22 protein-coding genes are annotated in these 20,591 nt (G+C 68.8%); 4 read left to right on the forward strand and 18 right to left on the reverse strand.

Annotation, left to right across the window (positions count from 1 at the left end; translation table 11 throughout):
* Positions 1-28: 28 nt before the first annotated feature.
* The 11 genes from VHB27_RS24180 to VHB27_RS24230 form a co-directional block, all read right to left on the reverse strand.
* Positions 29-1,327 carry an MFS transporter gene (locus VHB27_RS24180; RefSeq protein ID WP_325605476.1) on the reverse strand — a complete coding sequence of 433 codons (1,299 nt, stop codon included), beginning with the start codon at positions 1,325-1,327 and terminating at the stop codon, positions 29-31.
* A 167-nt stretch (positions 1,328-1,494) separates the two neighbouring features.
* The gene (locus VHB27_RS24185; RefSeq protein WP_325605478.1) at positions 1,495-2,781 is read right to left on the reverse strand and encodes an MFS transporter; all 1,287 of its coding nucleotides are present in this window, start codon (positions 2,779-2,781) and stop codon (positions 1,495-1,497) included.
* Between the two features lie 73 nt (positions 2,782-2,854).
* Positions 2,855-3,832: an endolytic transglycosylase MltG gene (gene mltG / locus VHB27_RS24190; protein ID WP_325605480.1), complete on the reverse strand. Its 978-nt coding sequence runs from the start codon at positions 3,830-3,832 to the stop codon at positions 2,855-2,857.
* Positions 3,833-3,911: 79 nt separating this feature from the next.
* Entirely contained in the window at positions 3,912-5,174 is a 1,263-nt protein-coding gene (gene fabF / locus VHB27_RS24195; RefSeq protein ID WP_325605482.1) for a beta-ketoacyl-ACP synthase II, read from the reverse strand.
* A gap of 34 nt (positions 5,175-5,208) precedes the next feature.
* Positions 5,209-5,445, reverse strand: coding sequence for an acyl carrier protein (locus VHB27_RS24200; RefSeq protein WP_325605485.1), 237 nt, complete (start codon positions 5,443-5,445; stop codon positions 5,209-5,211).
* A 376-nt stretch (positions 5,446-5,821) separates the two neighbouring features.
* Complete coding sequence (gene fabG, locus VHB27_RS24205) at positions 5,822-6,559, reverse strand: 3-oxoacyl-[acyl-carrier-protein] reductase (RefSeq protein ID WP_325605487.1); 738 nt, start codon at positions 6,557-6,559, stop codon at positions 5,822-5,824.
* An 80-nt stretch (positions 6,560-6,639) separates the two neighbouring features.
* Positions 6,640-7,602 carry an ACP S-malonyltransferase gene (fabD, locus tag VHB27_RS24210; protein ID WP_325605489.1) on the reverse strand — a complete coding sequence of 321 codons (963 nt, stop codon included), beginning with the start codon at positions 7,600-7,602 and terminating at the stop codon, positions 6,640-6,642.
* 112 nt (positions 7,603-7,714) lie between these two features.
* Positions 7,715-8,500: an MlaE family ABC transporter permease gene (locus tag VHB27_RS24215; protein ID WP_325605491.1), complete on the reverse strand. Its 786-nt coding sequence runs from the start codon at positions 8,498-8,500 to the stop codon at positions 7,715-7,717.
* On the reverse strand, positions 8,497-9,594 hold the full coding sequence (gene alr / locus VHB27_RS24220) for an alanine racemase (RefSeq protein ID WP_325605493.1): 1,098 nt from the start codon (positions 9,592-9,594) through the stop codon (positions 8,497-8,499). Before alr ends, VHB27_RS24215 begins: the two co-directional genes overlap by 4 nt.
* A gap of 262 nt (positions 9,595-9,856) precedes the next feature.
* Positions 9,857-11,356, reverse strand: a complete 1,500-nt coding sequence (locus tag VHB27_RS24225; protein ID WP_325605495.1) for a replicative DNA helicase — start codon at positions 11,354-11,356, stop codon at positions 9,857-9,859.
* 121 nt (positions 11,357-11,477) lie between these two features.
* Positions 11,478-12,542 carry a cation diffusion facilitator family transporter gene (locus tag VHB27_RS24230; RefSeq protein WP_325605497.1) on the reverse strand — a complete coding sequence of 355 codons (1,065 nt, stop codon included), beginning with the start codon at positions 12,540-12,542 and terminating at the stop codon, positions 11,478-11,480.
* A 279-nt stretch (positions 12,543-12,821) separates the two neighbouring features.
* Between VHB27_RS24230 and VHB27_RS24235 the strand changes: the two genes are divergently transcribed.
* The 4 genes from VHB27_RS24235 to VHB27_RS24250 are packed head-to-tail and all read left to right on the forward strand — an operon-like array spanning position 12,822 to position 15,808.
* Positions 12,822-13,403, forward strand: a complete 582-nt coding sequence (locus VHB27_RS24235; protein ID WP_325605500.1) for a hypothetical protein — start codon at positions 12,822-12,824, stop codon at positions 13,401-13,403.
* Positions 13,400-13,888, forward strand: a complete 489-nt coding sequence (locus VHB27_RS24240) for a hypothetical protein (RefSeq protein ID WP_325605502.1) — start codon at positions 13,400-13,402, stop codon at positions 13,886-13,888. The genes VHB27_RS24235 and VHB27_RS24240 overlap by 4 nt, the downstream gene beginning before the upstream one ends.
* A gap of 55 nt (positions 13,889-13,943) precedes the next feature.
* On the forward strand, positions 13,944-15,095 hold the full coding sequence (locus VHB27_RS24245; RefSeq protein WP_325605504.1) for a pyridoxal phosphate-dependent aminotransferase: 1,152 nt from the start codon (positions 13,944-13,946) through the stop codon (positions 15,093-15,095).
* Complete coding sequence (locus VHB27_RS24250) at positions 15,092-15,808, forward strand: hypothetical protein (protein WP_325605506.1); 717 nt, start codon at positions 15,092-15,094, stop codon at positions 15,806-15,808. Before VHB27_RS24245 ends, VHB27_RS24250 begins: the two co-directional genes overlap by 4 nt.
* A 15-nt stretch (positions 15,809-15,823) precedes the next feature.
* Here VHB27_RS24250 and VHB27_RS24255 read toward each other — a convergent pair whose 3' ends face one another.
* From VHB27_RS24255 to VHB27_RS24285, 7 genes are all read right to left on the reverse strand, one after another.
* Positions 15,824-16,339: an adenine phosphoribosyltransferase gene (locus tag VHB27_RS24255; RefSeq protein WP_325605508.1), complete on the reverse strand. Its 516-nt coding sequence runs from the start codon at positions 16,337-16,339 to the stop codon at positions 15,824-15,826.
* 307 nt (positions 16,340-16,646) lie between these two features.
* Positions 16,647-17,117 (reverse strand): SRPBCC domain-containing protein, encoded by a 471-nt coding sequence (locus VHB27_RS24260; RefSeq protein WP_325605510.1) that lies wholly within the window; start codon positions 17,115-17,117, stop codon positions 16,647-16,649.
* A 16-nt stretch (positions 17,118-17,133) separates the two neighbouring features.
* Entirely contained in the window at positions 17,134-17,793 is a 660-nt protein-coding gene (locus VHB27_RS24265; RefSeq protein WP_325605512.1) for a glutathione S-transferase family protein, read from the reverse strand.
* Positions 17,790-18,524: a DUF1428 domain-containing protein gene (locus tag VHB27_RS24270; RefSeq protein ID WP_325605514.1), complete on the reverse strand. Its 735-nt coding sequence runs from the start codon at positions 18,522-18,524 to the stop codon at positions 17,790-17,792. The genes VHB27_RS24265 and VHB27_RS24270 overlap by 4 nt, the downstream gene beginning before the upstream one ends.
* Positions 18,525-18,557: 33 nt before the next feature.
* Positions 18,558-19,175, reverse strand: a complete 618-nt coding sequence (locus VHB27_RS24275) for a glutathione S-transferase family protein (RefSeq protein WP_325605516.1) — start codon at positions 19,173-19,175, stop codon at positions 18,558-18,560.
* 126 nt (positions 19,176-19,301) lie between these two features.
* Positions 19,302-19,739: an SRPBCC family protein gene (locus VHB27_RS24280; RefSeq protein WP_325605518.1), complete on the reverse strand. Its 438-nt coding sequence runs from the start codon at positions 19,737-19,739 to the stop codon at positions 19,302-19,304.
* On the reverse strand, positions 19,739-20,107 hold the full coding sequence (locus tag VHB27_RS24285) for an ArsR/SmtB family transcription factor (protein ID WP_325605520.1): 369 nt from the start codon (positions 20,105-20,107) through the stop codon (positions 19,739-19,741). Before VHB27_RS24285 ends, VHB27_RS24280 begins: the two co-directional genes overlap by 1 nt.
* Positions 20,108-20,591 lie beyond the last annotated feature (484 nt).

The raw sequence follows: 20,591 nt of genomic DNA on the forward strand, positions 1-20,591 counted from the left end.
AAGCCGGGCCACGACGGGGGCGATCCCGCTACTCTGCCGGATGCACCGCGGGGGCCTTTTCCAGCGACGGGTCGTGGCCCAGCGCCAGCACGATCAGCAGCCCCATCACCGCGCAGCCCGCGATCGCCAGCAGCCCGGCGGAGAAGCTGCCGGTCAGGTCCTTCAGCCAGCCCATGGCAAACGGGCCGAAGAACCCGGCCAGGTTGCCGATCGAGTTGATCACCGCGATCCCCGCCGCCGCCGAGGCGCCGGACAGGAACGCGGTCGGCAGCGTCCAGAACACCGGCAGGACCGCGAAGACGCCCAGCGCGCCGATCGACAGCGCGACCATCTTCAGCGTCGGATCGTCGAAGACGGTCGATCCGGCGATACCGGCCGCGGCGAGCAGGAAGGCGACCACCGTATGGCCCTTTCGCTCCAGCCGAGCATCGGAGTGGCGACTCCAGAGGACCATGCCGATGGTGCCGACCAGGTACGGGATCGCGGTGACGAAGCCGACCCCGGCATTGGACAGGCCGAAGCCCTTGACGATCTGCGGCAGCCAGAACGCCGTGCCGTAATTCGTCGCGACGGCACCGAAATAAACCAGGGACAGGGCCAGGACCTTGGGATTGAACAGCGCCTGCCACACGCTCAGGCCATGCACGCTTTCCTTCTGGCGGACCTCGGCGTCCAGCCGGGCTTGCAGCCAGGCGCGCTCCTCCGGCGACAGCCAATGCGCGTCGGCGGGACGGTCGGTCAGGTAGAACCAGACCACGAAGGCCAGCACGATGGCCGGGGCGGCCTCCAGGATGAACAGCCACTGCCAGCCGGCGAGGCCGCCAAGCCCGTGGATTCCCAGCAGCATCCCCGACACCGGCGCGCCGATCACCGACGACAGCGGGATCGCGGCCATGAACCAGCCGATGATCCGGCCGCGGTAGACGGCGGGGAACCAGAGCGTCAGGTAGAAGATGATGCCGGGGAAGAAGCCGGCCTCGGCGATGCCCAGCAGCACGCGCACGGCGTAGAAGCTGTATTCGCCCTGCACCAGCGCCATCGCGCCCGACAGGATGCCCCAGGACAGCATGATCCGGGCGATCCATTTGCGCGCGCCGAACCGCTCCAGCGCCAGGTTCGACGGCACCTCGAAGACGAAATAGCTGAAGAAGAAGATGCCCGCGCCGGTGCCGAACACGGTGGCCGAGATCCCGATGTCCTGGTTCATCGTCAGCGCGGCGAAGCCGACATTGACCCGATCGAGATAGGCAACGAAATAGCAAAGCATCAGGAAGGGCACGAGCCTGAGCGAAACCTTGGCGATCGCGCGCTTTTCCACCGGATCCATACGACGAGTCCTCCGCAGGCGCAGCCGCGCCCATTCTGTAGAGACTGTCGGATAGACAGATCGTACTACGCGGTCAATCGCGATTCCGGGCAGTAGCCCCATGTGGAATGACGGCGCGCGGAATCGCGGCGTGCGGAACGAAATGCGCGAAATCGCGGCGGGATCGGCTAACGCAACGGCGCGTGCGCGGTTTCCCGCAGGCCTGCGATCGTCAGGAAGCTGATCACCGCGGCGGCCATGACGAAGCCTGTCGGCGCCATCTTCGATCCCGTCAGGTCGATCAGCCTCTGCGCGATATAGGGAGCGAAGCCGCCGAAGATCGCCACCGCCAGCGCATAGGACGACGACATCCAGGTCGACCGCCCGCGCGTCGGGAAGATCTCGGCGATCGCCGCCGGCCCGGCGCCCGAGAACAGCGAGATCGCCAGCGAGAACACGATCTGGATCAGCACCACGACCGGGAAGCTCGCCCCCTGGGTCAGGACGTAGAAGGCCGGGATCGGCAGGATGAAGCAGAGCGCGCAGGAGGTCAGCAGCAGCGGCTTGCGCCCAAGCCGGTCCGACAAGGCTCCCATGATCGGGATCAGCACGACCAGCGCCAGCAGGCTCGCCGTCGAGGCCCACAAGGCCTGCGCCGCCGTCAGGTTCAGTTGGGTGCGCGTATAGGTCGGCATGTAGGTCAGGAAGACATAGAACGCGACGGTCCAGAGGATGGTGAACCCGAACGCCTGCAGCGCATGCGTGAAGGTCGACGACTCCCCGGCATCGCCCTCGGCCACGACGGCCTGGAAGGGCGGGGTTTCGTCGACCTCCCGCCGCAGCCACAGGCCGATCGGGCCGAACAGGCCGCCGACCAGGAACGGGATGCGCCACGCCCAGTCGTTGATCGCCTCGACACCGAGGGAGGAGGTCAGCAGGGCGGAGAAGCCGACCCCCAGCAGGCTGCCGCCGGCCACCGACATTTGCTGGAAGCTGGTGTAGAAGCCGCGCCGGCGCGGGTCCGACCACTCCGCCATGAAGGCGGTGGAGCCGCCCCACTCGCCGCCGGTGGAGAAGCCCTGCAGCAGGCGCGCGGCCAGCAGCAGGACCGGTGCGCCGACGCCGATGCTGGCATAGGTGGGCAGGACACCGATGATGACGGTGCCGGCGGCCATCATCAGGATGGTCAGGATCAGCGCCGGCTTGCGCCCGCGCAGATCGCCCATGCGGCCGATGACGATGCCGCCGAGGGGACGGAACACAAGGCCCACGCCGAACACCAGGAACGTGCTGAGCAGCGCGGAGGACGGGTTCTCCTTGGGAAAGAAGTTCAGCGCCAGCGCGCCGGCGAGGTAGGCGAAGACGCCGAAATCGTACCACTCCATGACGTTGCCGATGGTCGCGGCATAGATCGCCTTCCGGCTGCGCGCCCCGGCGATCGGATCGGCCCCGATACGCTGTGTCGATCCGCTCATCATGGGTCCTTTCGCTGTCGGGTGCATCGAAGCATGGGGCGAGGAGACGGGAAAGGGACCTGGGCCTCGCCCGTCAGTTCGTCTTCCCTGCCGCCCCGCCGTTCAGCGCCCGCCACCGCGCCACCGCCGCGTCGTGTTCGGCGTAGTCGCGTGAGAACACGTGCCCGCCCGTCCCGTCGGCCACGAAATACAGGTCGTCGCTGGCCGCCGGGTGCAGCACGGCTTCGATCGAGTCCTGGCCCGGCGCGCAGATCGGACCGGGCGGCAAGCCGGCCACGCGGTACGTGTTGTAGGGATCGTCCAGCCGCAGGTCGGCCTTCGACAGCGGCCGGTCCAGCACGCCCGTGCCGTCGCTGACCGCATAGGCCACCGTCGGGTCGGCATCGAGCCGCATCCCCCGGCGCAACCGGTTCAGGTACACCGCGGCGATGTGCGGACGTTCCTCGGGCTTCGCCGTCTCCCGCTCCACGATGCTCGCCAGGATCACCGCCTGGCGCGCCGATTCCAGCGGCAGCCCCGGTGCTCGGCCTGCCCATGCCGCCTCGACCACCCGCTTCATCGCCGCCTGGGCGCGTTCGACCAGGACCGATCGCTTCGTGCCGAGTTCGTAATCATAGGTCTGCGGCAGCATGCTGCCCTCGGCGATCTTGCCCGTCGGACCGGACGCGGCGCCGGCTTGCGTCAACAGGGCCGCGATCTGGTGCGCCGTCAGGCCCTCGGGGATCGTCAACTGGTGCTGGACCGGATGCGCGGTGCGCAGGACGTCCAGCACCTGCGCCAGGGACGCATGTGCCGGGAACGCGAACTCCGCCGCGTGCAGCGCGCCATCCCCACGGCTGAGTTCCGCCGCCACGCGGAACACCCGCGAATCGGCGATGACCCCGGCGTCCTGGAGCGCGCGCGCGACATTGGCCGCCGTCCCGCGCGGCACGACGACCGCGGTCGCGGCCGGCAACGGGCCGGGCCGGGTCAGCCACCAGATCCAGGCCCGATCCCCGCCGACGACGGCGCCGGCGAGCAGGACGCCCGCCAGCGCGAAGCCGGCCAGCACGCGCCAGACGCGGCGGCGCGGTTCGGCGGCAGAGGCCCTGGGATGGTCCCCCGGATGGTCCCCCGGATGGTCCCTGGGATCAGGCGGCGGCGCGGAAGATGATGGAGGCGTTGGTCCCACCGAATCCGAAGCTGTTCGACAGAGCGACCTTGATACGCCGCTCCTGCGCAGAGTTCGCCACGCGGTCGATCACACTCTCGCGGCTTGGATGATCGAGGTTGAGCGTGGGCGGCGCGACCCCGTCGCGGATCGCCAGGATCGAGAAGATCGCCTCGATCGCCCCGGCCGCGCCCAGCAGGTGGCCGGTCGCCGACTTGGTCGACGACATCGCCAGCCCGCGGGCGGACTCGCCGAACATGCGTTCGACCGCCTCCAACTCCAGGTCGTCGCCCAGCGGCGTGGAGGTGCCGTGCGCGTTGACATACTGGATATCGGCCGGGGAGATGCCGCCGTTGCGCATCGCCGCCTTCATCGACCGGAAGGCGCCGTCATGGCCCTCGGCCGGGGCGGTGATGTGATAGGCGTCGCCGGACATGCCGTAGCCGCCGATCTCGGCATAGATCTTCGCGCCGCGCCTGCGCGCGTGCTCGTAATCCTCCAGCACCACGCAGCCGGACCCTTCGCCCATGACGAAACCGTCGCGGTCCCTGTCCCATGGCCGGGACGCCGCGGTCGGGCGGTCGTTGAACCCGGTCGACAGCGCGCGGGAGGCGCAGAAGCCGGCGATGCCGATCTCGCACACCGTCGCTTCGGACCCGCCGGCCAGCATGACGTCGGCATCGCCCAGCGCGATCAGGCGGGAGGCGTCGCCGATCGCGTGCACGCCGGTGGCGCAGGCGGTGACGACCGAGTGGTTCGGGCCCTTGAAGCCGAACTTGATCGACAGGTTCCCCGACGCGAGGTTGCCGAGCGCCGAGGGGATGAAGAAGGGGGAGAGGCGCCGTGCCCGGCCTTCATGCACCTGGATGGAGGCTTCGTAGATCGTCTCCAGTCCACCGATGCCCGATCCGATCATCACGCCGGTGGCGCAACGGTCTTCCTCGGTTTCCGGCACCCAGCCCGAATCCTCGACCGCTTGCGTGCCGGCCACCATCGCGAGATGGATGAAACGATCCATCTTCTTCTGGTCCTTGACCGGGATCCATTCGTTGACGTCCAGGCCCCCGGTCTCCCTGCTGCCGGCCGGCACTTCGCCGGCGACCTTGCATGGAAGGTCCTTGGTGTCGAATGCCTGGATGGCCCCGATCCCTGATTCCCCGTTGATCAGCCGGCGCCAGACGTATTCGACGCCCAACCCCAGGGGACAGGCGATCCCCATGCCCGTCACCACGACTCGCCGCATATTGGCGTCCCTTCCCGTCAGTCGAGTCCCGCGCCTACTTGCTGTGGTTCTCGATATAGGTGATCGCGTCCTTGACCGTCGCGATCTTCTCCGCCGCATCTTCGGGGATTTCGACGTTGAAGGCTTCCTCGAAGGCCATGACCAGTTCCACCGTGTCGAGGCTGTCCGCGCCCAGGTCGTCAATGAACGACGCTTCCGGGGTCACCTTGGACACGTCCACGCCCAGATGCTCGACGACGATCTGGGTGATCTTTTCTGCAACCTCGCTCATGGGCTCCGCAACTCCTGAACTGATATCTCGATAACGTCTTTGTCCGGCATGACGATCCGTCGGGACGATCCTGTGGCGGGGGCCCACATGACGGACGCTCTCCTCGCCGGCACTGTGTCCCGGTTCACGAAGCGAGTCCGCGCCAGACGTAACCTGGGCCGATTAGCATGGTTTCCCCCGGAGGCAAACGATAGCCGGCCCGTCGCCCAAACGCCTGTTGCGAATTTGTACCAGGTCGCGGAACCGCCGCCACACGGCATGCTGCAACCGGCCTGACTCCGGGCTTCTCTACTCCGGGCTTCTCCAGTCCGGGCTTCTCCACTCCGGGCTTCTCCACTCCGGGCTTCTCCACTCCGGGCTTCTCCGCCAGCCTCCGTCAAAACATCGCCATCCCACCGTTGACATGCAAGGTCGCGCCGGTGACCCAGGCGGCCTCGTCCGACGCCAGGTAGACGACCGCGCCGGCGATGTCCTCGGGCTGGCCCAGCCGCTTCAGCGGGATCGACTCGGACAGCTTGGTCTTCTGTGCCTCGGCCAGCACGTTGGTCATGGCGGTCACCACGAAGCCGGGCGCCACGGCGTTGACCGTGACCCCGCGTGAGGCGACTTCCTGCGCCAGTGCCTTGGTCATGCCGATCAGCCCGGCCTTGGCGGCGGCATAGTTGGCCTGGCCGGCATTGCCCGTCGTGCCGACGATGGAGCCGATATTGATCACCCGCCCCGCGCGCCGGCGCAGCATGCCGCGCAGGGCGGCGCGCGTCAGGCGGAACGGTGCGGACAGGTCGACATCGATCACCGCCTGCCAGTCCTGGTCGGACATGCGCAGCGCCAGCATGTCGCGGGTCATGCCGGCATTGTTCACCAGGGCATGCAGCGGGCCGGCGACTTCCTCGGCCTTCTCGATCAGCGAATCGGGCTCCGAGGCGTCGCGCAGGTCGGCGGGGCAGACATGCGCCCGTTCCCCCAGTTCCGCGGCCAGCGCTTCCAGCGCGTCGCGCCGCGTCCCCGACAGCGCCACCACGGCCCCCTGGGCATGCATCGCTCGGGCGATCGCCGCGCCGATGCCGCCTGAAGCACCTGTCACCAGGGCCGCCTTACCGTCCAGTCGGAACATGGTCCACCCTCCCCGTCTCCTGCCCGCCGCCGGTCGAGGCGTGGGGCAGGTCGCTTGCCATGACGATCCCGCGCCGGACCCTAAAGGGTCTTCAGGACCGCCTCGATCTCCGCCGGCGTGCCGGCCGCGATCCCCATCGCATCCGGCACGATCCGCTTGGCCAGGCCGGTCAGCACCTTGCCCGCGCCAAGCTCGATGAAACTGTCGACGCCCATCTCGGTCATCGCCATCACGCTCTCCCGCCAGCGCACCGTGGCCGTCACCTGCTGCACCAGCAGGTCGCGGATGCGCTGCGGGTCCTGCTCCCGCCCGGCGGAGACGTTGGCGATCAGCGGCACGATCGGTTCGCCGGGCGGGGTCTTGTCCAGCGCCTCGGCCATCGCGTCCGCCGCGGGGGCCATCAGCGCGCAGTGGAACGGGGCCGAAACCGGCAGCATCATCGCCCGCTTGATGCCCTTGGCCTTGGCGATCTCGATCGCACGCTCGACCGCGCCGCGGTGGCCGGAGATGACCACCTGGCCGGCGCCGTTGTCGTTGGCCGGCTGGATGACTTCCCTGTCCTCGGTCTCCGGGACCAGGGCGGCCTCCTCGCAGATCGCGCGTGCCTGCTCCATGTCAGCGCCCAGCAGGGCGGCCATGGCGCCGACGCCCGGCGGTGTTGCCTTCTGCATCGCCTGGCCGCGCAGCTTCAGCAGGCGGGCCGCGTCGGCGACCGAGAACGCGCCGGCGGCGGCCAGCGCGGTGTATTCGCCCAGCGAGTGCCCGGCGACGACGAAGGCCTTGTTGGCGATGGTGATCCCGCCTTCCTTCTCCAGCACCCGCAGCACCGCCAGCGAGTGCGCCATCAGCGCGGGCTGGGTGTTCTCGGTCAGCGTCAGTTCTTCGCCCGGCCCTTCGAACATCAGGCGCGAGAGGCGCTGGCGCAGGGTGTCGTCGACCTCCTGAAACAGTTCCCGCGCGGCCGGGAAGGCCGCGGCGAGGTCGCGGCCCATGCCGACGGCCTGGCTGCCTTGACCGGGAAAGACGAACGCGTGGACCGGCATGACGCGGATTCCAAAGGGTCGGGTTACGGGATCGTAGGATTGGCGCGGGGGCGTAGCCGCGGGTCACAGGGCTGTCAAGGAAGGGAGGGGCGCGGCTTCGCCTCGCCGCGGATCATCGCGAGAAGAACATCTCCGTCAGCGCGTAGTCGAACGCCAGGATCAGGATCGAGGCCGCCACCACGGCGGCCGTGGTCGCCGCGCCGACGCCCTGCGCGCCGCCCTTGCTGCGATAACCCTGGTAGCAGCCCATCAGGGCGATCAGGAACCCGAACACCGCCGCCTTCACCAGGCCCGAGACGACGTCGCCGGTCTGCACGAAGTTGATCGTGTTCTGCAGGTAGGTGCCGACGTTGAACCCCAGCTTCAGCGTCGAGACGATGAAGCCGCCCATGACGCCCAGGACGTCGGCGATGATCACCAGCAGCGGCAGCGCGATGACGCCGGCCAGCAGCCGCGGCGCGACCAGGTATTTCATCGGATTGGTGGACAGCGTGGTCAGCGCGTCGATCTGGTCGGTCACCCGCATCGTGCCGATCTCGGCCGCCATCGCGGCGCCGACGCGCCCGGCCACCATCAGCCCCGCCAGAACCGGCCCCAATTCGCGCGTCACCGACAGCACCACCAGGTTGGCGACCGCGCCCTGGGCGGAGAAGCGGGCGAACCCGGTATAGGACTGCAGGGCGAGCACCATGCCGGTGAACACCGCCGTCAGCGCCACCACCGGCAGGCTGAAATACCCGATCTCCAGCAGCGCGCGCAGGAACAGCCGGCCATAGAACGGCGGGCGGACGATGTGCGACAGCCCCTCGACCGCGAACAGCGCCAGCGAGCCGGCCTCCCGGCACGTGGCGATCACCGCGCGGCCGATCGCCGCGAGGAAACCCAGCACGGTGTTCACGCCGGCAGGTAGACGCGCTGATAGCGCGGCCCGAGGGAGGTCAGGATCTCATACCCGTTGGTGCCCGCGGCGCGCGCGACGTCGTCGGCGGTCACATGCGGGCCCAGCACGTCCAGCCAGCATCCGGGCCGGATCGCGGGATGGTCGGTCACGTCGAAGGTGGTCAGGTCCATGGACACGCGCCCTACCAGCGGGACGGGGGTCCCGTCAAAGCACGCCGCCGCGCGGCCGGACAAGGTGCGCAGGAACCCGTCCGCGTAGCCCAGCGCCGCGGTGGCGATGCGGGAGGGCCGAGGGGCGGTCCAGGTGGCGTTGTAGCCGACGGTGTCGCCGGCGGCGATGTCGCGCACCGACAGCACGCGGACGGCCAGCCGCACGACCGGGCGCATCGGGTTCGGCGCGTCCGGCGTGGGGTTGATGCCGTACAGCGCCGCGCCCGGCCGCACGAGGTTGAACGCATAGTCCGGTCCGAGGAAGATCCCCGAGGAATTCGCCAGGCTGGCCAGCGTCGTCGGCAGCCTCGCCCGAACCGCCTTGAACCGGGCGAGTTGGACGGCGTTCAGCGGATCGTCGGTTATTTCAGACGAAACCAGATGCGACATGACGTAGAGCGGTGCGTTGCCGAGGCGTTCCGGGTCGGCGGCGAGGACGTCGACCTCCTGCTCCGTCAGGCCCAGCCGCGACATGCCGGTATCGACGTGCAGGATCGCCCTGCCCTGCCCGGCCTGGCCGGCCTGCCGCCAGCGATCGACCTCATCGAGCGTCCCCAGCACGGGGGTGACGGCGTGGGCGACGTACTCCGCCTCGGAGCCGGGGACCAGGCCGCCGAGAACGGCGATCATCGCGTCGGGAAGCTGCGCGCGGATCGCCAGCGCCTCCTGCAGCCACGCCACGAAGAAGTGCCGGCAGCCTGCGTCATACAGCGCTTTGGCCACCGGCCCCGCGCCGACGCCGTAGCCGTCGGCCTTGATCACGCCGGCAACGGGCGGTCCGCCCGGCCGGTGCAGCGCCCGCCAGTTGGCGACGATCGCGCCGAGATCGACGAACAGGACCGCGGGGGCGGTGGTGGAGGTCAGGGTGTTATGGTCGGGCATGCGCGAATGGGTAGAGAGGAGCCGTCGACCGCGAGGAACGCACGCTGTCGATACGTGCCATCGGCACAGCCCAGGACACGAAACAGAGCCGCATTGAACGAGACTTTCGGTGGGGAAAGAAGCGGATGAGAGGCACGATCCGAATCCGCTTCTAGCCCATACCGGGAGGCCAGGACCACCGGTATGGGCTTCCGGCGCATACGGCACGAATCCCCGGAAAGGAAGCCGGCCCCGCGATGCCGCCAGGCCGGGCCGCCAGCCATTATCCCTGATACTCGCCGTGGATCAGGTCCAGGTCCCCGAACCGGGTGAACTCGGCCTCGAACAGCAGCGGGATCGCCCCGGTCGGGCCGTGGCGCTGCTTGGCGATGATGAGGTCGGCGCGGTTATGCGCCTTCTCCATCTTGTGCTTCCAGTCTTCCATCGCCGAGGCGAACTTGTCGCTGTTGCCGTCGAAGGCGACCTCCTTCGGCTCCTTCTGCTGGAGGTAGTATTCGTCGCGGTAGACGAACATCACCGCGTCCGCGTCCTGCTCGATCGAGCCCGACTCGCGCAGGTCCGACAATTGCGGACGCTTGTCGTCGCGGCTTTCCACCTGGCGGGACAACTGCGACAGCGCCAGCACCGGGATCGCCAGTTCCTTCGCCAGCGCCTTCAGCCCCTGGGTGATCTGGCTGATCTCCAGCACGCGGCTTTCCGGCCGGGTGCCGGCCGCGGGGCGCATCAGTTGGAGATAGTCCACCACCACCAGCGCCAGGCCCTTCGTCCGCTTCAGCCGCCGGCACCGCGTGCGCAGCGCCGACATGGTGATCGCCGGCGTATCGTCGATCTGGATCGGCAGCGCGGAGATCTCACGCGACACCTGCACGAACCGATCGAAGTCCCGCTGCCCGATCTCGCCGCGGCGGATGCGGTCGCCCGAGATCCGCGACTCCTCGCTCAGCAGGCGGGTCGCGAGCTGCTCCGCGCTCATTTCCAACGAAAAGATCGCCACCTGCTGTTTCGGCAGCGCATTGGCGTCGCCGGCGCGCGCCTCTTTCATCAGCGCCTGCGCCGCGCCGAATGCGATCTTGGTGGCCAGCGCCGTCTTGCCCATGCCCGGGCGGCCGGCCAGGATCAGCAGGTCCGACGGGTGCAGCCCGCCCATCTTGCTGTCGAGGTCGCGCAGCCCCGTCGTCAGGCCCGACACGCCGCCCGGCCGGCGGAACGCCTTCTCGGCCCCCAGGATGGCCTCGGTCAGCGCCCGCTCGAACGCGACGAAGCCGCCCGAGGCCCCGCCATCGGCGGCAAGGTCGAACAGCGACTGCTCCGCCGACTCGATCTGCTTGATGCCGTCCAGTTCGGGGTCGGCGCCGAAGGCGTTGTTGACCACCGTCTCGCCGATGTCGATCAACTGCCGGCGCATCCAGGTGTCGTGCACCGCCCGCCCGTAATCGCCGGCGTTGATGATCCCCACCATCGCCGTCAGCAACTGGGTCAGGTAGGCGGTGCCGCCGACCTCGTCGAGGATGCCGGCATGCTCGAACTCGGCCTTCAGCGTGACCGCGTCCGCCAGTTGCCCCGCCTCGATGCGGCGGGCGATCGCCTGGAAGATGCGCCCGTGGATCGGATCGGCGAAATGTTCCGGCGCGAGGAACTCCGACACCCGCTCATAGGCGCGGTTGTTCGCCAGCAGCGCGCCCAGCAGCGCCTGCTCCGCCTGGACGTTGGACGGCGGCAGGCGCTGGGACAGGCCGAACAAGGGCGATTCGATCGTGTTCATCCGCGCCACTCTACCCCAGGCCCGGCGTCGGCGCATCGGCGTCGCGTTATGTTACCCTGTGGATAACGGGGAGGACCGGCGGAAAATTGCAACAGCCATGTCGTTTCGGTTGTGATCCGTCCTAGATGACGTGCGCCGGGGCGAGCACGCAGGCATACGCCGCGTCGCCCTGCTCGATCTGCAGCGTTGCGTGGCCGATCCGGAAACGGGTCCGCAGCGCCTCGCAGACGCCATGGGTGAAGGCGTCGTCGAGCGTTCCCTCCGGCCGCACCAGATGCGCGGTCAACGCCGTTTCGGTGGTGCTGAGCGGCCAGACATGCAGGTCGTGCACCTCGCTGACGCCCGGAAGGTCCGACAGGAAGGCCTGCACCGCGGCGATGTCGACGTTCGCCGGCACCTTGTCGAGCGACAGGTCCAGGCTGTCGCGCAGCAGCCCCCAGCTCGAAACCAGGATCAGCGCCGCGATCCCCAGGCTGACGAGCGGGTCGAGCCACGCCCACCCGGTCAGCATGATGATGAAGCCGGAGACGACGACGCCGGCCGACACAGCCGCATCGGCCGCCATGTGCAGGAACGCGCCCCGCACGTTCAGGTCGTCCTTGCGCCCGCGCATGAACAGCAGCGCCGTGCCGCCGTTGATCAGGATCCCCGCGGCGGCGACCCACATCACCGTGGCACCGCCCACGGGTTCCGCACCCCCGCCCTCGGCGATCCGGCGGATGGCCTCCACGACGATGCCGCCCACGCCGACCAGCAGCACGACGGCATTGGTCAAGGACGCCAGGATGGTGCTGCGTCCGAAGCCATAGGTACGCGTGGGCGTGGGCAGCCGCCGACCGAACCACACCGCGCCCCAGGCGAGCAGCAGTCCGAGCACATCGCCCAGATTGTGCGCGGCGTCGGCGAGCAGGGCGACGGAATGGGCGGTCAGGCCGAAAACGACCTCGGCGACGACGAATCCTGCGTTGAGCACCGTGCCGACGGCGAAGGCGCCATGGGCATCGGCCGGCGGCGCGTGATGGTGGTGATGGTCCCCGTGCCCATGGTCGTGAGCATGCGCATGGCCATGGTCGTGGTCGTGCCCCGGGCCATGTCCCCGGTCACGGTCGTGGTCGTGCCCGGGGTCGTGCCCGGGGTCATGCCCATGATCACGGCCGTGATCATGGCGTTCATCAGGATGCTGCATTCGGGTCCCCATGCGGAACGCTCGGACACGCGGTGGCGGCGAGGCGTGCGTCGGGTCCCGCGCTGCCCGGTTCTTACCACGGAACACGCCCCGCGGAACACGCCCCGCGGAACACGCCCGACGGAACGCGCCCCATGGAACACCCCATGGAACACCCCATGGGAACACCCCATGGGAACACCCCATGGAACACGCCCGATGGGGCACCCCACAGACCACGCGGCAGACTGCATCCCGGACCACCCCGTTGACCCCTGGCGCCGCACGACCCGCGGGTCCATGTTTCCCGCGATGAATGCGCGGACCCACACGCAGGACCGTTCCCAGGCGGAGGCGATCCGGGTCGGAGACGGCCCCGGCGGGGCCGTGACGTACCTGGTCGACCTGTCGCCGGAGTCCTTGCCCTCGGTCTGCAAGCGCGACCTGGAACTGGCCTGGTACGCCGCCCGCGACGCGGCGATCGCGCAGGACGGCGGGGCGGCGCGGGCGTTCCGCTTCACCCGGCCGGACGGCTCGCACACCGACCTTGCGCTCGCCGACCGGGACGCGCGCTGCTGGGCCGGCGCCGTCGACCGGTCCGTCGGACTCCGTTCCGCTCGTGGTCTCTCCCTGTGCCTGCGCCTGCTGGCGCTGGTGGACCTGCTGGGCCGTGCGGCTTGGGTGCGTCCGCTGTTCACCCTGGCCCGCGACGGGACGGAATTTCACCCCGCCCTGCTGCGCGCCGCCGCCAGCCAGCCCTTGACCAGCGAGGCCCGTTTCGACGAAGCCGAGTTTCGCCTGCGCCTTGCCCGATTCGGCACCGGCTTCCGGTTGGAAGCGCCGCCCGACGGCAGCGGCGCCCATTCGGGAGCCCCTTCATGACCGCCGTCCGTCCGCTTATCCTGCTTGGCCTGTTTGCCGTGTCCGCCTGTGCTCCCTCGGCGCCGCCCACCGGGCAGGCGCTGGCGGACCAGCAGACGCGGGAGGCATGCCGCCGCCGTGCCGACCAATTCGACGCCCAGCAAAACCGAGCGGAGATCTATTCGCCGCCGCCGCAGGTGAATACGCCGTTCTCGGCGAACTACCTGCCCGACCAGCAGGATCGCGGGCTGTCGCGGCTGTACGCGCATGACAGGATGGTCGCCGACTGCATCCGCAACAGCGGCACCGGCGCGATCGAACCCGCCTCGACACCCGGCAAGCCGCCGTCATGGCCATCCCGCCCATCTTCCGCGCCCGTGTCCTCTGGCCCTACATCCTCTGGCCCTGCATCCTCTGGCCCTGCATCCTCTGGACCGGGAAGGTCCGTGCCTTCTTCGCACGCGCCTTCGTCCTCCGCTCTCCCGCCGCCGGCCGATCTGCAATGAGGTCCGCGCGGCGCGATGCCTTCCCTCTTCGACGCGGCAGCCGATCATGAACACCATGGACCTCACGCCTATCCCCGGTTCCCGCATCGTCGAGGTGGCGCGGCTGGCCTTCGCCACGCCTGACGTCCTGTTCCTGTGCTTCGGCGAGTCCGACCAGCCGAGTCCCGCCGCCGCGCGCCAGGCGGCGATCGCGGCGATCGAAGACGGCGACACGCGCTATCCGGACGTGCGCGGCCAGCCGCCGCTGCGCGACGCGCTGGCCGCATACCTGACCGGGCTTTACCGCCAGCCGGTGACCGAGGACCGCATCCAGGTCACCGCCTCCGGCATGGCGGCGATCTCGATCGCGCTGGCGGGCGTGGTCCGCGCCGGCCATCGCGTGCTGATCCATTCGCCGATCTGGCCGAACATCGGCAATGCCGCCCTGCTGCGCGGCGCGAGCGTGGAGACGATCGACCTCGATCCCCTGCCCGAAGGCGGCTTCCGCCTGGACCTTGACCGGCTGGACCGGGCGATGGCCGGGGTGCGGGCCTTCGTCGTCAACTCGCCGAACAACCCGACCGGCTGGACGGCGACCGAGGCGGAACTGCGCGCGATCCGCGACATCGCCGCCCGCCACGGCGCCTGGATCATCTCGGACGAGGTCTATGCGCGGCTGATCTATGACGACCGGCCTGCGGCGCCGTCGATGCTGGACGTCGCGGAACCGGACGACCGGGTGATCGTGTGCAACAGCTTCTCCAAGACCTGGGTGATGACCGGCTGGCGCCTGGGCTGGCTGGTCGTGCCGGCCGGCACCGGCGCGGCCTTCGCCGATATCACCGAGGCGGTGCATTCCGGCGTCGCGCCCTTCGTCCAGCGCGCCGGCATCGCCGCGGTCGCGGACACCGACGCCGTGTCACAGTTCCGTGCCCATTGCGCGGCCGGGCGGGCGCTGGTGGGCGAGGCGCTCGGCGGGCTGAACGGCGTGCGCTACCGAACGCCGGATGGCGCGTTCTATGCGTTCCTGGGAGTGGATGGAATGCACGATAGTCTCGATTTCGCGAAACGGCTGGTCACGCGGCACGGGATCGCCCTGGCGCCGGGCGTGGCGTTCGGAGACGCCGGGGAAGGCTCGCTGCGGGTCTGCTTCGCCCAGTCGCCCGAATTGATGCAGAACGCCATGCAGCGCCTGCGCGACGGGCTGCGCGCGGAGCTTGGCGCATGAGCGCGGCCCAAGGAATTGCCCAAGGGACCGCCCAAAGGGTTTGCGGCATCTGCGGGCACGCGGCCCGTCCCCCGTTCCGCGCGCCGCAGCCCGAGATCGCGCCCGACCTGGACATGCGGCCGGGCGAGCCGACGCGCTCGACCCTGCGCGACTGGGTGCAGGCCTGCCCCGGCTGCGGAGCGGTGGCCGAGGACCTTGCGGCGCTGCCGGCCTCGGCCCGTTCGGTGGTGGAGTCGGAGGCTTACCGGCTGCTGAGCACGAAGGGGATCGAGGAAACGCTGCCGTTCCGCCGCGCCGCCATGATCGCGGCGGCGGCCGGCAACGTGGCGGGCCAGGCCGAGGCCCTGCTGCAGGCGGCGTGGGCGGCGGACGACGCGGCGGCGATGGCCGAGGCGGCGGCATTGCGGACGGAGGTCGCGGCGCTGTGGGGCGACGAGGCGACGGGCGAGTTGGCGTTGCGGCGGCTCGACGCGCTGCGCCGGTCGGGGCAGTTCAAGGCGGCCGCTGCCTGGGCGGAGGCCACCACGTCCCGCGTGACCGAGGAGCTTGGGCGGTCGATCGTGGCGTTCCAGACGCAGCGCATCGCCGCGCGGGACGTGGGACGCCACCTGATCAGCAGCGTCCTGCCGCCGCCGGCGCACAAGCCGCACGTGTCCCACGGCAAGCGGGTGACGACGGGGTTCTGGTCGCGGGTGCTGGGCCGGCGGGGGTGATGCCGCCGGGTTGTGTCAGGAGTCGTAGGACACCAGCGCCTCGCACGGCACGTCCAGGCGGGACCGGCCGTTCAGGAAACTGAGTTCGATCAGCGCCGCCGCCGCCGGGACCACGGCGCCCACCTGGCGCAGCAGCGCGATCCCGGCCGCCATCGTGCCGCCGGTGGCCAGCAGGTCGTCCACCACCACGACGCGTTGGCCGGGATGGACCGCGTCGGCCTGGATCTCCACCCGGTCCTCGCCGTATTCCAGGGCGTAGTTCAGCCCCACCGTCTCGCCGGGCAGCTTGCCGCGCTTGCGGATCATGATGAAGCCGCAACCCAGCTTGAGGGCCAGGGGGGCGGCGATGAGGAAGCCGCGGCTTTCGACGCCGGCCACGAGGTCGGGCATATAGGTCCTGACGGCCCGCGCCATCCGGCCCATCGCCACCTGCCACGCATCGGCGTCCCGCAGCAGCGTGGAGATGTCGTAGAACAGCACGCCCGGCTTGGGGAAATCCGGAATGCCGCGAATATGGTCTTTCAGGTCCATGAGCCCTCGATGTCCCGCCGCGAAGCCTGGCGGTACCGCCGTGATGCGAAACGTGGAAACTAATGCCTCGCCGGTCGGTCCGCCAGGGGTGGGATACATCGGTAGCGGGTCAGTTTGAACTTCGGCTTTGGGTGGGAAACCGTCAGCCCGCTTCCAGGCAGGCCCATTGGATAGCGGACTAGCGGCCTTCAGGCCGGAAGGACGCCGAAGCCGACGTAGAGCGGATAGGTCGTCAGGCTTTCCATGCCGCCGCCTGCGATCGATGCCCCTTCCACGATTGGGACATCGTCCCAAGCGGTTGGAACCTTCAATGTCCCGAGGCCTTAGTCTCGGCCTCGGCCAACGCAGCCAGTTGTTCCGCGACCACGGCCCAGCCCTGTTCGAAGCCCATTGCCTTGTGCTGGTCATAGGCTTCCCTGGTCCAGTGCCGAGCGCTGCCGGTGTAGAGGGTCTTCCCGCCCTCATCGGCGAACGCCATCGTGCCGACCATGAATGGGGCTTGCGGACGCCAGCCCGCGGCGAACGCGTCGGTGAAGACGAAGCGCTTGCCGGGCGACACCTCCAGGAACACGCCTTCATGCGGCATCTCCTCCCCGTCCGGTCCACGCATGACCACGGCCGAACGCCCGCCGGCGCGCCAGTCCTGCTCGATGATCTCGACCGTCCAGGGCTTGGGGCACCACCATTCCGCCAGGCGTTCGGTGGCGATCTTCCAGACGGTATCGACGGGGGCATCGATCAGGCGGGTAACCGAGAGTTCGAGGTTTTCGCCGGTCATGGTTGTGCTCCTGGTATCAGTCCCGATCGGGGGCGCCGAGCGGAAAGAAGGGCCGATATGGACGGGCGTCGTCGACGCAGCGGGCAAATGACGGACGCGCAAGCAAGCGGGCTCGATAGGCCTTCAGCGTGGCACGATCGTCGCCGATCGGATGCACCCAGTCGGCATAGAACAGCGACGGGGCAGCCGCCGCGTCGGCCAGCGTGAACGCATCGCCGGCGGCCCATAAGCGCCCCGCCAGAGCCCGGTCGAGCCACCCATAGACCGTATCCAGCGCCGCGTGGGCCTGCGAGACGCCATACGGGTCGCGAACGTCGGCGGGACGACGCGCATCGAAGACGATCGTCTGCACCGGGCTCATCACATGGCTGTCGAACACGCGATCGAGCATCCGAACGGGCACCGCTGCTTTGGCATCGGCAGGAATCAGCGGCACCTGGCCGGGGTGAAACGCCGCCAGGTACTCGATGATCGCGCTGGTTTCGAACACCGTCCTTTCGCCGTCGACCAGCAACGGGAACCTGGCCACCGGCCACCGGCGCGCCAGCTCCGCGGTGTTCTCCGGTTGATCCGGGCCCAGTACCCGGAAGTCGAACGGGGTTTCGTTCTCGTACAGCGCAATCAGCGCCTTCATGGTGTAGGACGAAAACGGATGGCCAAAGAGCTGCAGGGTCATGTCTGCCCTCCGTCGACGTTGCCGGCGTCGAGGATCGGGGTGAAGCCGCCGAAGATCGCCAGCGGACCGTTCCAGGCCGGCGGCGCCTCGCGCATCCGCGGATCCTGCATCATCGCACCCATGCCGGCGTCGCGCGTCGGCTTGTCGGGCCATTCGATCCAGCCGAAGATGACCGTCTCGCCATCCTTCGCCTGCACCGCGCGCGGGAAATCGGTGACCTTGCCGACCGGCACGTCGGCGCCCCACCCGTTCACCACCCGCAGCGCGCCGTTTTCCTGGAACAGCCTGGCGGTCTTGGCCGCGTGATCGACAAAGGCCTGGCGCTTGCCGTCGGGGACGCTTGCAACCATGCCGTCGACATAGCCGAACCGACCGCCTCCACCGGTGTCGAAACTCACATCGAAGCCGCCGTAGATCAGCCGCTTGCCGTCGAATGGCAGCGCGCCGCCGGGCTTCATGCGGTCGTCGACCATGATCTTCGCGGTCGCCGCGTCGCATGTCGCCTTGTCGGGCCACCAGACCCAGGACAACACCACCGTCTCATCGTCCTCGGCCTGGACGGCCTTCCTGAGGTCGGTGACCTTGCCGACCATCACGTCGTCGCCCCAGCACTCGACGGTGCGCAATGCGCCATTGTCGGCGAAGACCGGCGCCACCCTCTTCGCCATGTCGAGATAGGCCGACCGGTTCCCGGTCTTCACCGGAATCACGAAGCCCTGGAAATACATCATCGTTTCTCCCTTTTGGCGTCTGCGTGAACGGGATCAGGCGGAGGCCGGCGCGTCGAACGTCGCCATGTGATCCTCCATCGCCTTCCGATATGCCGGCCGGCTTTCCCCGCGCGCGACATACGAGGCAAGACGCGGGAAGTCGCGGAGCAAGCCGGTGCGACGCAGGCCGCCCAGCACCGAGATCATCATCAGGTCGCCAACCGTGAACGCGTCTCCATCCAGCCAGGCCTTGTCGCCGAGCGCAGCCTCGAGATCGCCGAGCCGCGTCTTCAGATCATCGACCACCTTGACGTGGCGCGCCTTGGACCATTCGCGATCCGCTTCGAAGATGTCGTTGACCGCGACTGCCATGACAAAGGGCTCGACCGAATTGAGCGCCGCCGCCAGCCACTGCAGCGCGCGCATGCGCGCGGCGGGATCCACCGGCACCAGCTTGCCCGCGCGTTCGGCGATGCGCAGCACGATGGCCCCTGATTCGAAGATGGCGACCTCATCGTCCCGGTAAGTGGGCACCTGGCCGAACGGCTGCCAGCGGCGATGTTCGGGACACTTCGAATCGGCGATCAGGTTGACCGCATAAGGCTGGCCGACTTCCTCGAAGGCCCAGCGCGGACGCATGTCACGGACGAAGCCGCGGGCGAATTCAGGCACCCAGCCGAAGGTGGTGATCGTTGGAAGCATGCTACTCTCCCCGATTTTGTTTCCCCGGTTCCTGTTTCAACGCGGCGCACCGCGCCGTCATGTCGACCAAAGAACGGCCCGGCATGTCAGGGCCGATTATTTGGCGAAATGCCGTTCCAGCTTGTCGAACGCGCCGGTCCAGCCCTGTTCGTGACTGTCCCGAGACGCATCGGTCTGCAAACGCGAATGCGTGAAGGTGAGTTCGGTCCCGGTATCGATCGGCCGCAGATCGATTTCGACGCGCGACTCTTCGCCGGCTTCCGCCGGTTCGCCGCCATGGGTCCAACGCCAGCTCATGACCAGGCGGGTGGGCTTGGCGACTTCGATATACTCGCCGGTGCTTTCATGTTCGCTGCCGTCGAGCATCCGGAACCGCACCCGGAAGCGGCCGCCCAATCGGACATCGGTTTCCGCAAGCAGCACCGGTCCGTCGTCGGGCCCCCACCAGCAGGCGATGCCCTCAGGCGTCGTCAACGCCTCGAAGACGATCGAGGGGCGGGCTGCGATACGGCGCACGAGGGTCAGGCTCGTCATTATGCGTCCTCCTGTGCCTTCATTGTTCCGGCCTTCGCTTCCTGTGCTTCCGCATAGGCGACGAGCCGATCGAGGCGTGCCGACCAGAACCGCTCGTAGCGCCGCAGCCAATCCATCGCCTCTTTCATGGGATCGGGTGCAAGGCGCACCGCCACGGTACGGCCTTGCTTGGACCGCGTGACGAGCCCCGCCGCGCCCAGCACGTCGAGGTGCTTCATCACCGCGGGAAGCTTGATCGCGAAGGGACGCGCGAGTTCCCCAACGGAGATGCTTCCCTCCTGCTCGAGACGCATGAGGATCGCCCGCCGCGTCGGGTCAACGAGGGCCGCGAATGTCCGGTCGAGCTGCGATCCTGGAGACTTCACCATATGGCGAAGTATCCGGGAGGGCGGCGGATCTGTCAAGGGCAGCACAGGCGGAAGCAGTGCCAGGCAAGCGCCTCCGTCCGTCTCCAAAACCGACTTGCGGGAAGCCTGCAAGGACATCCGGGGGACCGTTGGCTGAACAGGATTGCCTTCCTCCCTCCCGGCGATCGGGTTGAATGATCGTCGGCTTTCCGCCCGCGTACGCCGGGCTTCAGGCGGACGAAAACCGGGCGCCCGGCGGTCGAGACGGTACCTCGGGCAGTGTCCGCTTTCGGAGCTGCCGGATCGGCATGCGAGCCGCTGCGTCGGATCGGACGCCGAAACGCAAACTGGCCTGCTACCGATACACCCTAATGCATTGCGCCATGGGGCGCGGCCGCGCAAACTTGCCCTGACCGGGCCTATCCCGCGGGGGACTTCATGAGCGAAACCAGCCTGCGCAACGCCAGCATCGACGCCGCCCTGAACGAGGTGAAGGAAGCCTATG

The sequence above is a fragment of the Rhodopila sp. genome (assembly GCF_035548235.1).
GTDB lineage: Bacteria > Pseudomonadota > Alphaproteobacteria > Acetobacterales > Acetobacteraceae > Rhodopila.